This window comes from Nodularia sp. LEGE 04288 (assembly GCF_963896525.1).
In the GTDB taxonomy this organism is placed as follows: Bacteria; Cyanobacteriota; Cyanobacteriia; order Cyanobacteriales; family Nostocaceae; genus Nodularia.
This window is the reverse complement of sequence record NZ_CAWQOY010000092.1, coordinates 1-11,733: the sequence shown is the minus strand read 5'-3', so window position 1 is coordinate 11,733 and position 11,733 is coordinate 1. Positions and strand designations below refer to the sequence as shown.

The window sequence follows — 11,733 nt, the reverse complement described above, 5'->3', positions numbered from 1 at the left end:
ACAATACTCAATCATCTTAGATCATGGACAGATTTGGACTGGGATAAGGTGCTGTGATTCTCAGATTTCCGGGGGCTGGGATTTTTGGGATGACTAAAAATCAGCAAATTCGCTAAAATATATGAGTAATGCAATACATGGTTGCGGCAGATGCTCAAGGAGCTTTGGCAGTTGCTCAAAGTAGCCATCACTAATTTACCCTTACAAAGCAATGATGGTATATTTAATACAATAAAATATTAAAATCTATGTATTAACTAATGTTGAATAATCCGCAGCCACAGGGAAAATATGATGCAGTCCTTAATGGCGAAAATCAAACCTCAGAATGGTCAGATGTTTTGGGTGGTATTGAAGGTATAAAATTACAGATAAATCATCCTGACCAACGGACAAGAATAGCAGAAATTTTACAGGCTTTGAATTATGTAGAACCAATTTTAGATTTGGCAATTCAATAAGCCCTGCTAAAAGTTATCTTCCCCTAACAACATCTTATACACGATTGGCTTCCGGAGATGGGATGGGCGTTCCGCAGGAAAGCCCCCTCAAGCCGATCGCACTCTAAATCATACAATGGCGATCGCAGGTATTAGAATCGCCACTAGCCAAAGTCTTTGCGTCAGTTTAGGTATAGGATTGATTTTTGCAGCGTTAACCTATATATTGCTTCGCATCTTACGCCGCTAAATTTTCCCTGCATATCAATGCAGTGCGATATCTTCACTATGTCTAATCAACGCAAAATTCAAAGCATCTACACCGATGGCGCTTGTACTGGGAACCCTGGCCCTGGGGGTTGGGGTGTTGTCGCTTATTTCAGTGATGGCAAAATTCACGAAATGGGTGATGCTGCCAGCTATACGACTAATAATAAAATGGAAATGCAAGCGGCGATCGCAGCTTTAAATTTCTTCCACACATCTGGACAAGCTGAACCCATCACTCTCTATACCGATAGCGAATACCTGATTAACTGCGTGACTAAGTGGTTACCAGGATGGAAAAAAAGAGGCTGGAAAAAGGCAGACGGTAAACCTGTCCAGAACCAAGACCTTTTAGAACTTCTCGATCAACTCAATACTTCCCAAGTAAATTGGCAACACGTCCGGGGACATTCTGGTAACATAGGTAACGAGCGTTGTGATGCGATCGCTCGCTCCTATGCAAGCGGTCAAATCCCTTCTCTACAAGAATTATCCGCTACTGATTCCTACAAATCTTTACATTCTTTAAGTGAAGAAAATGTAGAAAAAGTAGCTGATTATGCATCTAATTCTACAATACTTAACAAAAGTACACAAGATGACGGTACTTTTATATCAGATATAAACATTATGGAAACATCCACCGCACAAACTGCGGCCGTAAATGAAGAAAAACTGTCTACAACTAGGGTAAAGCAACTCAAAAACTTGCTGGAAACTCTGCGTATAGCTGACGAAATTTCGGAGAAAGGCTACTTAATTAGTAGTTCGGAACTAGCAGACTTAATGGATGTCCACGCCAGTGCTGTAACTAGTCGGGGAGACGAGTGGCGCTGGCGGAACTGGATTGTATCACGGGTAAGACGTGAAGGAAATCAAATTCTCTGGGAACTAGAAAGAGGCGATCGCCTAGAAACTGAAGACGATTCGTAATTCGTAATTCGTAATTTCCCTTGTAGAGACGCGATAAATCGCGTCTTCCTTCCAGATCAAGCAATCAGTTATACTTCCTTCCGCGCCACTCCTTTGGGGTGTGCAGTGCTGATATAAAGATTCGCAGTACAGCTATGGGATCTGCTAAAGGAGAAAGCCAAAATAACCAGCCACCTTGAGCATTTTTGCGATCGTAGGAAGGTGCGATCGCCAATAGCATAGCAAAACGAATCACCAACAGAAATACATTCAGCCACAACAACAGAGGATGGGAGGAAATCCAAAAGCAACTCAGCACAACCAACAAAGGTAAACCCTGAACTGCTGAGAGTAACCATAAATCCCCCCAAACTTGAGCAGGTGGAGATGCGTCTTTCAAATCCAGACTGCGCCCCCACTCCTTCCAAGTTTCTATCGCGCCTTCATACATCCGCACCTTCAGCACCTTTGCGCCATCCAAAAAGCCCACTTTAAAGCCTTGAGCCGCAATATGTCGCGCTAATGTGACATCATCACAAAAAGAACTCCTCGCACTGTTATAACCACCTACTGCGGCTAAAACCGAACGGCGACACAAAAAGCATTGCCCATTTGCCATTACCCGTTCTGGCTGTTCCGTGGTAATTCCCGCCGGGTCAAAGCGATACAGCAGAGTCATTAATAACGCCGGTTGCAGCCAGCATTCACCGGGATACTGAAGGATAAACTGCGGTGAAAGGGAAACCAAATCATATTCTTGGGCTGCTGCGGTCTTGATCAAACTAGCAACTAGACCAGGGTCTGGTTGGGTATCAGCATCCATCCCCAGAAACCACTGACTGGCTTCGGAACTATGCAAAAAGCCATTATGTAACGCCCAAGGACGACCCACCCAATTAGCAGGTAAGGGGTCATCGGTGATTAAGCGAAAACGGGGGTCTTGTTGCTGTGCAGTTTTGACTAAATCCGGCGTACCATCCTGGGAATTACTATCTACCACAATAATTTCCCGGACTTCGTAACTTTGCCGACTCAAGCCAGATAACAGAGGACTAATGCGAAGCGCCTCGTTCAACGTGGGAACAACAACACTGACAGTACCCAAAAGCTCTGGTGTTGGCTGTTGGGGTTGCAGGGGCGGATGCCTTCTTGGCCCCTTGACCAGACGCGAAAGTAAAATCGCTGTTGCTGGTATTTGAATAAGTAGCAATAGAAAAGTTATGACGCTTTCTACTGTTAAAGCGTTTTCCACAGTAAAAGTATTTTGCAACGAAAATGGTGATTACACAAAAATTCAGTAGGGGACATGGGGTATTAGTTATATTCCTGTCCCCTAATTTTATTTCAAGGCAACTTTGATATTTGCCACTGAAACTGCGTTAGTGGTTGATTCGGCATCAGCTTGGGCAGATACGGCTGATCCTTTTAACCACAGTGCTAGAGAGGGACCTACACCTAGTACAAAGCCTAATCCTACAGGAATGGTGAAACCAGCAGCCAAACTCATCACTGTAGCGAAACCAAAGTTGGCTAAATACACTACTAAGGGTATATTGAGTTGCGATCGCTCAAATTTGATCGGGTTGTTGTTCCATAGCAAAGCAGCCACAGTCATAAACACTGCACCAGTACCCAACCAGCCCACAAAGTTTTGATAAGGCATTCCAAAGAAAGGCCCTGGTTGTTGCCAATACCAGAAGGGCAGAGAAGTTTGACTCATAGCTGGGTCAAGCACAAAATCCCAAGAAGTCAACAGCAAAGAACCCAAACCGATAGCACAGATATGTCGCCACAAGCTAGGTTTTGTATCCACTTCTAAGCCAGCACGCGCCAGCAGGTAAGAAGCACATCCCACATAAAACCATGACAGAGGAATTGTGAACGGCACTAAACCAGCAATTTTATAGCCCAAGCCGCTGAGATAGCTGTAGTGACCGAAAGGAAATCCAGTACTGGTTCCTAGTAGTTCACTCCCCAAAGAAATAAATATTGCGGGTAGCATGAATGCCAAAATTCTACCCAAACCCAAAGTCCGCAAACCATACAAAAATACAGCCGCTGTTCCCAAGATCATATAGACCACACCACCGCCAGCCATACTCCACTGCATAGCGGTTTGTCCAAATTCAGATAAATGGAAGATCACTTCGGCATTAGGTACAACTAGTAGTATGCCGACTAATCCGAATACCATTGAGACGATATGACCAATCAGGCATACGCGCTCCGCAATTACAAGTTGTTTCATCATAAGTCTTTAACAAAATGTGACATTTAGCTACTGGGCTGTTAATAGTTTACAAATGTTTACGCAAATATTTAACTAGTTTGTGCCATTATTCTGGTGCAAGGGGTTTAGTTTTCTTGGCAAGAGCATAACAGCTTATTGATTTCATCAATAAAAATCAGATGATAAACCTATAGTCTAAGCCATTGCAGCCGAAATCCATCTAACTAAATACAGCTTTTTTTAGTAAGCCTTTGTGGTCTCACCTGTAAGCTGACAGATGTTCACCATCCAAAAATATATTTTAGGGGAGAAAATTAAAGTAAAACCAGGGTTTGGCTGACCCTAATACTTGCTAAATAACAGCTTGATCGGCTAATCACTACAGCCCCCCATATCAATTGTGAAAATACTTCCTGGGATTTCCTTAGTGCTGGTACTGTTTAGCTACGGTACATTAGGTTGGGCATTATCCGAGACACAAGCCCCTTTGTATGTGTGGATAACTTTTATACTTGCTGTTTTGCTTTTAGTAAGTACCTTGACTATTCCTTGGTCGGCAATATCAAAATACTCTAGTTTATTAGTGCAATCAAATCTCAGGTCTTTTGCTGTTGCCACTTTTGGCGCATTTTTATTTTTTTTAATGCTGGCTCGGTTCCGACTATTTCTTGATACCTTGCTGATTATTTCTGCTGGTATCTTAGCGAGAATTGACTGTCAAACCGCTGGGTATAAGCAAGGAAAAGCTTTTTTGATGACGTTGATATTTTCATTAGCAGGTTTAGCCTTGGGTAAAGTACTGCACATGGGATTTTACCAACAGTGAAGGGTGGGTTATACCCACCCAACCAAATCTAAACAGCAGCAGCTTCAACAGTCGCAGCAACTGGATAAACACTTACTTTTTTGCGGGATTTGCCTTTTCTTTCAAAGGTGACGACACCTTCAATCAAAGCAAACAGAGTGTCATCGCTGCCAATACCGACGTTGTTACCGGGGTGAACTTTGGTACCACGCTGACGCACGAGAATATTTCCCGCAAGCACAGTTTGACCACCATAGCGTTTTACACCCAGGCGTTGAGCATTAGAGTCGCGACCGTTACGAGTACTACCAGTACCTTTCTTATGAGCCATAATTACCTCTTGTGTTTTTTTTAATTATTATTCAGCAACAGCTTCCACAGGGGCATCATCGATAACGGGAAGTTCAACAGCTACACCGTTTTCGGGACCAAAGACCTCACCATTAAAGTTGATGGAATCAATCATTAGTCTAGTGATTTCCTGGCGATGCCCCCGTTTTTTGCGGGTTTTCTTTTTAGGCTTCATTTTATATACCAGGACTTTGCGGCCTCTAAAGTTCCGCACCACTGTCCCTTCTACAGTCGCCCCTGCTACTAACGGCTGTCCAATGGTGACTTCGCCGTCGTGCTGTACTAGTAATACTGAATCTATTGTAACTTTTTCGTCCGCTTCGATATGGAGCAGTTCAATATCGTAAAAGCGACCTGGCTCAACTTTTAGTTGCTTACCGCCAGTTTCAATAATTGCGTAGGTCATGGAATCGTCCTTGAAGTTGCCGTACAGGTAGCTGGCTTTAAATGCGATTTATCTGGTTTTGATCAATCGCTGTTGCTAGCTTTTGTTATATGTCTACCTGATCCGAGCAGGAATTAGACAGACAATCTGCAATTATACTTGATTCACTGGACTTAAGTCAATATCAAACATATAGCTATTGGGATGCGATCGCCTGAGCCTACTACTGCGAAAGTTCTGGTTTTCAAATTGAGATGAGAAGTTCTATACCTATGAAGATCAGCTTCCTATCCTCAGTTTTCCCAAAACTGCATAAGCTATACGAGTCTGGAATTAAGAATGAATGTTAGGCGATACTGCTATTGATAGGTGGTTCCAAATACTTATGGCTTATGAGTACTGCATTCAGATATTGGCAGCTAGTAACAATTGATGCTGCGGGAAAACGAAAAATCCAGGAAATTACTCCAGCTAAAACATTTTTTGCGGCTCAATTTCCCGAATATACGGCTGAAAATGGAGTACCAGATGCAAAGGTGCAACGAGAACTGCTGCAATTATCTAGAGCTGATACCACTGACAGATCCTATTTAGCAGAACGTTGTCTACTGTGTTTGATCTCCTGGCAAATTGAACAGGTTTGCTGGCAACTAGAAGCCCAATTTGGCAAGGCTCACGGTTTTAATTGTAGTAATTTATTACCTTATGTCTTAGATGACGATGGCAAATTTCCACAAACAGGTAGTTATCAATCCCTGGGGCGAAAAATTTTGTCGAGTTTTGAACCGGAAAAAAGTCATCTGGCAACGTGGATAAATATCAAGGTAAAACAGCATCCAGAACTGAATAAATTTTTGTTGGAGTTGGGACTTTACCGGGTGACTGATTGGGCAATTTTGAATGATACTCTCCCGAAAAAATTACAGCAAATTCTCAGGGATTTTCACTCTTTAACATCTAAAGAGGGGGCAGATTTTTTAGCCCTGTTAAAAAGTTATCAAGAAATTTATAAATCACAAAGATTACAGCAATGCTCTTTAGGTAATAAGGGAATATGTCCTCAACCCACGACTCAACAGCTAGAGCAAATTGCTTTAAGCTTACAAAGTCAAATTGGTCAAAGGCTGGAGAATGAAACTGTAATAACACAATTACAGAGGCTAGCTGCTTATCTGCGAGAATACCGCATTTATAACCAGAGTCGTTGTCTACCAAAAGTTAGAGAATATCCTGTTGATATAGCGGCTGTGGAAAACAATGATGAAAATGAAAATGAGCAAATGGAGTTTCTCCAGTTATATCGTGAGCAATTTTTTGTTTGTTTGGAGCAAGCATTAGATATAGTTGTGAGTTCTTGGGTGAAGAAGCTACAACGGAAGAAGGGGGATAAAGCGCAAATTTTTTTAAAAGCACTCCAACTATTTCATTGTCAACAAATGTCAATGACAGAAATTGCTCAGAGTTTAAGTTTAAGGGCGCAAGATGCAGTAACTCGCTTAATGAAGCTGAAAGAATTTCGCGCTGATGTACAACGAGAATTTGTCAAAATGCTATGCGATCGCGTCACTGATTTAGCAAGGAATTATTCTGATGCAAAATGTTTAAAAAATCTTGATCAACAGTTGGCATCCATACTGCATACACAAAGTTCAATTTTATTTAGAGAGGCAGAAATTAAATCTCGAACAGTCAAAAATAATTTACCCGATAGCCTATTTTCGCAAAAATTGTGTCGTTATTTAGATTCATTGGATGTATAAATATGAATAATTTATCAAGCAACATTCCTCAGCTACAATTAGACTACGAAATTTTCTCTCCAGCCGCAATTAAGCTTTCATCTGATCAAATTGTTCAAGCTGTGGAACTCAGTCATGAAATTTTCCATGTATCGCGAAAATGGCAAACTTATATTAATGGTCTAGCGCTATTCGCTTTTGAAGAATGGCTGAAGGAACGAGTCGATAATTTCACTATTAAACGGGAAAAATGTACAGTTTTACAGCCTGCATTAGCTAACGTGATTCCTGTTGTTGCTAACTTACAAGTAGGTGAATTTAAAATTTGCTTAATTCCCACTGGTAGTCTGGATGATTCCGAAATTGAAATTCCTCAAGTAATCGTAGATTTACAAGAATATATCCCGCATTTTTATGTATTAGTAGAAGTTCTCGAAGAACAATCATCTGCTATAATTTCTGGATTTTTATCCTATCAGGAACTGATGGAAAATCGGACAAAAACTAATTTACAGCCAGAAGCAGACTGGACTTATCAATTACCTTTGCATTGGTTTGATTCTGACGTCAATCATTTATTGTTATATTTGCGTTGTTTAGCGACAGAGGCTATTGCTTTACCAGCAATTCCTGAAAATCGCGCTCAAATTTTATCGACAATGCAAAATAACTTAACAGCATTGTTACCCCAATTGCAATCATCTCAGCGGGAACTATGGGAAGTATTGACTTGGGAACAAGGAACTGCTGTACTTACTAATCCAGAATTACTGCGTTGGATTTATAACTGTCAACAGCAAACACCTAACTTTGCACTCACAAGCAACTTAAAAGATTTATTCAAATTATGCACACAGCCAGCTTTAAATGTGGGACGTTGGTTGTGGGATGAATTGGATGAATTAGCGCAGGAATTGTCCTGGACATTACTACCTAGTTTCACTCCTGCGGTAGCAATGCGAAGTCCGACAGAAGAATTTGAGGAAATTATTCACCAACTGCAACACCGAGGTTTAGAAATTCCCTCTCAGGCGCGGGGTGCTTATCAAGATTTACTTTTAGCCGGAATTCCTTTACGCCTGTATGCTGTGACTTGGCATTTACTATCTGAAAGTGACTCACATTTGTGGACATTGCTGTTAGTTTTAGGTACAACTTCACAGAATACTTTACCTAGCCATTTAAAATTGCGAGTCAGTGACCAAACGAGCGTTTTATTGGAACAGGGGATAAATCAAGAACAGGGTGATAGTTATTTGTTTACTCGTGTTGTTGGTAACTGGGATGAAAAGTTTTTGGTGAGTGTAAGTTTAATGGATGGTGTGGAAATTAGCTTACTGCCATTTACATTTTATCCAGGGCAATCGCTTTAGTTTGTTTGGTTACAGTTTTAGTAACAACTGATTATTTTTTCTGAGTTTGATTGCTAGATTTGGTCAGGTGATCTATTTATCTGTGGTGAATTATGGTTGTGTCGAATTTTTATCTGAAAGTTCAACAATTTGATCAACTTTGTTATTTTGAGTTGTCTTGGGGGCAAGGGCAACAGATTGGGGTGACGCTGAATTATCCTGATGCACTCAATTTAAAATATCAGGAATGGCAACGAATTTATTTACGTTTTTATAATACGGAACTGCGAGGAAGAGTAGCGGAAATTGGTAGTTTGACTGCACCACCTGTTGATTGGCACGCTCGTTTGGTGGAGGCGGAAGCACAACTTTTATATGAGTTTCATCACTGGTTACGTCATGCGGAATTATATGAAATTCGAGCCACCATAGCTCAAGCAACTAAAACTGATCTTTTTCTTACTTGTAATTCTCTCGATTTAGCACGTTTACCTTGGGAGGTTTGGGAAATTGGTACGGAATTTGCGCTCGATTCTACTAAGTTTTGGATTGTTCGCACGCCTTTGAATCGGCGAGGGATAATTGCTGATGTAAAACAAGATCATGCCCCTAGAAAGGCTAGGATTTTAGCGATTTTAGGGGATGAGTCTAATTTAAATTTTGCGGCAGAAAAGCAGGCTATTCGTTCTTTGAATTCTTTGGCGGATGTGACTTTTATTGGTTTGCAATCTCAGTCAAGTATTGCTGAGTTAAAGACTAAAATTGTGCAAGCGATCGCTTCTCCGTCTGGTTGGGACATTTTATTTTTTGCAGGTCATAGTAATGAAACTAATTTAACTGGTGGTGAGTTGGGTATTGCTCCGAATACGTCTTTATTATTAACGGAGATTGAACCTGCATTAACTATTGCTAAAGAAAGAGGATTACAGGTAGCAATTTTTAATTCTTGTAAGGGTTTAAGCATTGCTAATAAACTCATTGATTTGGGTATTAGTCAAGTAGCAGTCATGCGAGAACCAATTCATAACCGCGTAGCTGAGGAATTTTTCTTACGATTTATTCAAGCTTTAGCTGCATATAAAGATGTGCATGAATCATTATTAACGGCTGCAAAACATCTGAAGTTAGAAAAAAATCTCACCTATCCTAGTGCTTATTTAATTCCTTCTTTATTCCGGCATCCAGAAGCCGATTTATTTTGTCTCCAACCATCGGGGATTAAACAATTATCGCAAAATTTAAAACCGACTCGAATTGAAGCGATCGCACTATTATTTATCTTAACCATTAGCTTACTTCTACCCCTACAAAGATGGGGATTACAACGGCGCATACTGGTACAGGCTATATATCGTCAACTGACCAATCAAATTGCCAGGGTTCCCGATTCACCCATCCTGTTGGTGCAAATTGATGAAGCCTCCATTATCAAAGCCAACATCTCTAATCCCAAACCGATGAATCGTCAGTATTTGGCGAGTTTAGTTGATGCCTTAGTGGCTAATAATGCTAGGGTGATTGGTATTGATTATCTATTAGATCGACCCCAAGCACAAGGCGATCGCATCCTCGCTGAATCTATCCAAAATGCTATCTCTGCACCCCAACCGACATGGTTTGTTTTGGCGGCTACTCACAATCTCAAAGGTGAATGGCTACAAGCACTACCTAATATTGTCAGCCTAGACTGGAGTTTGCAAGGTGATATTAAAATTTTGCCTTGGTATATGCAATTGTTTCCGATGGATGATTGGCAATCTCAGCCTTGGCATTTTTCCAGTTTATTAACACTGAGTCATGAATTACAACAAATTCCCAACTCACCCCAGCCGCAATTAGATAGTCAAACGGATTTTCTGCAACAAATCAACGCTTTTCTCAAGGATGGTAACAAAACTCATCAAACAATTGTGTCATTCCCACAATCGCATTTGCAAGCAATTACAGCTTTAAGTTATTGGCTAGATCAAATGTGGATGCACCCGATTATTGACTTTTCCATTCCTCCTCAACAAATATATCGTTCTATTCCGGCTTGGCAATTATTAGAAAATCCAGCCGGTTCCCAAAGTTTACAGCAGCAAATTGTGATGATTGCCGCAGGAGGATACAACGAAGCCGGAATTAGCGAAGATGGCGAGGATAATTTTCACAGAGATTTACCACCTGCGGTTAAATACTGGCGTAATCAGGAAAGTTCTAATCACAAAAATCGGTTAATTACTGGAGGTGAAATTCATGCTTACATGGCACATCATTTACTGACTCGGCGATTAGTTGTGCCGATTCCTGATTTCTGGGTAATTTGCATGGCGATATTACTCAGCAAAAGCCTATATTTATTACCAATAAAAAAGCAGAAATTTGTCCAGCAATGGTTAGTCTTGCCAACTGTAATTACAACAGTTTACGGACTGATTAGCTTACAAATTTATATTTCTACAGCTATACTATTGCCTTGGGTTTTACCCTCTACAACAGTTTGGTTTTACTTTATTCTTGCCAACTTTCACAGGAAAAAAGATGCGTAAACTTTTAGTATCTACTTTAGTTTTATCAGCAGTGGCTTCTACAGCTTTAGCTGTTGTATCTGGGCAATTCGTCCTTGCTGAAAAAACAACAGAACCATCTCTATGGGTGAAGCTTTATCGAAATTTATTTAATAAAAAAGAGCCTCCCGTTGAACCTCGTAACGGTGGTTCTCGTCCTCCTAATTCAGTCTGTATGGTTTCTCCAGATGCGCCACGGGTATATAGGATGGTTTGGAGCGATCGCCCTTTATTTATTTGGCAAGGTTACGCTTCTACGGTAGCAGTTCAGCCGATAAGAAGCAATGCAAATTTATGGATTCAATCAGTCAATCAAACTCAGAATATCACCTATACAGGCGAACCATTAGAGCCTGGTCAAACCTACCAATGGGCAGTTAATTCTAATCAATTTGTGCCATTTCAAATCATGGAGAAGCCACAGCGCGATCGCATCAGTACCGACTTGCACAATATAGAAAAGCAACTCAATGCCATGAGTGCAAATACGGAAGCGATCGCTCTGGCTAAAGCTAATTACTTTATGGAAAATAACTTGTGGTCTGATGTATTACAACAAATCTATTCTGTTCCCAAACCTTCGGCTGAATTGATCGCATTTCGTCAAGATATCGTGCAGAAGTTATGTAATCCAGCTATAGCCAATCCTTCATAAGACCCCACCCCTAGCCCCTCCCCGCAAGCGAGGCTATCGTGTACACAC

The 11,733-nt window shown here is 40.9% G+C and carries 11 protein-coding genes; 7 read left to right on the top strand and 4 right to left on the bottom strand.

Annotated elements, in window-relative coordinates:
• The first annotated feature begins 260 nt into the window (after positions 1 to 260).
• The gene (locus AACX33_RS06380) at positions 261 to 461 is read left to right on the top strand and encodes a hypothetical protein (protein WP_193998180.1); all 201 of its coding nucleotides are present in this window, start codon (positions 261 to 263) and stop codon (positions 459 to 461) included.
• A 267-nt stretch (positions 462 to 728) separates the two neighbouring features.
• Positions 729 to 1,640 (top strand): ribonuclease HI, encoded by a 912-nt coding sequence (gene rnhA, locus AACX33_RS06375; RefSeq protein ID WP_193998179.1) that lies wholly within the window; start codon positions 729 to 731, stop codon positions 1,638 to 1,640.
• Positions 1,641 to 1,704: 64 nt separating this feature from the next.
• Here the strand turns inward: rnhA and cruG are convergent, their stop codons facing one another.
• Positions 1,705 to 2,871, bottom strand: a complete 1,167-nt coding sequence (gene cruG, locus AACX33_RS06370) for a 2'-O-glycosyltransferase CruG (protein ID WP_193998178.1) — start codon at positions 2,869 to 2,871, stop codon at positions 1,705 to 1,707.
• Between the two features lie 87 nt (positions 2,872 to 2,958).
• Positions 2,959 to 3,867 carry a gamma-carotene 1'-hydroxylase CruF gene (gene cruF / locus AACX33_RS06365; protein ID WP_193998385.1) on the bottom strand — a complete coding sequence of 303 codons (909 nt, stop codon included), beginning with the start codon at positions 3,865 to 3,867 and terminating at the stop codon, positions 2,959 to 2,961.
• A 373-nt stretch (positions 3,868 to 4,240) separates the two neighbouring features.
• On the opposite strand from cruF, the gene AACX33_RS06360 reads away from it, so the two are divergent.
• Positions 4,241 to 4,675 carry a hypothetical protein gene (locus tag AACX33_RS06360; protein ID WP_193998384.1) on the top strand — a complete coding sequence of 145 codons (435 nt, stop codon included), beginning with the start codon at positions 4,241 to 4,243 and terminating at the stop codon, positions 4,673 to 4,675.
• A gap of 28 nt (positions 4,676 to 4,703) precedes the next feature.
• Here the strand turns inward: AACX33_RS06360 and rpmA are convergent, their stop codons facing one another.
• Both rpmA and rplU read right to left on the bottom strand, forming a co-directional pair.
• A complete protein-coding gene (gene rpmA / locus AACX33_RS06355; protein ID WP_193998177.1) occupies positions 4,704 to 4,985 on the bottom strand; it encodes a 50S ribosomal protein L27 in 282 nt (93 codons plus the stop codon).
• Between the two features lie 27 nt (positions 4,986 to 5,012).
• Positions 5,013 to 5,411 (bottom strand): 50S ribosomal protein L21, encoded by a 399-nt coding sequence (gene rplU / locus AACX33_RS06350; protein WP_193998176.1) that lies wholly within the window; start codon positions 5,409 to 5,411, stop codon positions 5,013 to 5,015.
• Between the two features lie 371 nt (positions 5,412 to 5,782).
• On the opposite strand from rplU, the gene AACX33_RS06345 reads away from it, so the two are divergent.
• The 4 genes from AACX33_RS06345 (at position 5,783) to AACX33_RS06330 (ending at position 11,685) form a co-directional block, all read left to right on the top strand.
• Positions 5,783 to 7,150, top strand: a complete 1,368-nt coding sequence (locus AACX33_RS06345; protein ID WP_193998175.1) for a hypothetical protein — start codon at positions 5,783 to 5,785, stop codon at positions 7,148 to 7,150.
• A gap of 2 nt (positions 7,151 to 7,152) precedes the next feature.
• Entirely contained in the window at positions 7,153 to 8,502 is a 1,350-nt protein-coding gene (locus AACX33_RS06340; RefSeq protein ID WP_193998174.1) for a DUF1822 family protein, read from the top strand.
• Between the two features lie 92 nt (positions 8,503 to 8,594).
• Positions 8,595 to 11,012 (top strand): CHASE2 domain-containing protein, encoded by a 2,418-nt coding sequence (locus AACX33_RS06335; protein WP_193998173.1) that lies wholly within the window; start codon positions 8,595 to 8,597, stop codon positions 11,010 to 11,012.
• Positions 11,005 to 11,685: a hypothetical protein gene (locus AACX33_RS06330; RefSeq protein ID WP_193998172.1), complete on the top strand. Its 681-nt coding sequence runs from the start codon at positions 11,005 to 11,007 to the stop codon at positions 11,683 to 11,685. The genes AACX33_RS06335 and AACX33_RS06330 overlap by 8 nt, the downstream gene beginning before the upstream one ends.
• Positions 11,686 to 11,733 lie beyond the last annotated feature (48 nt).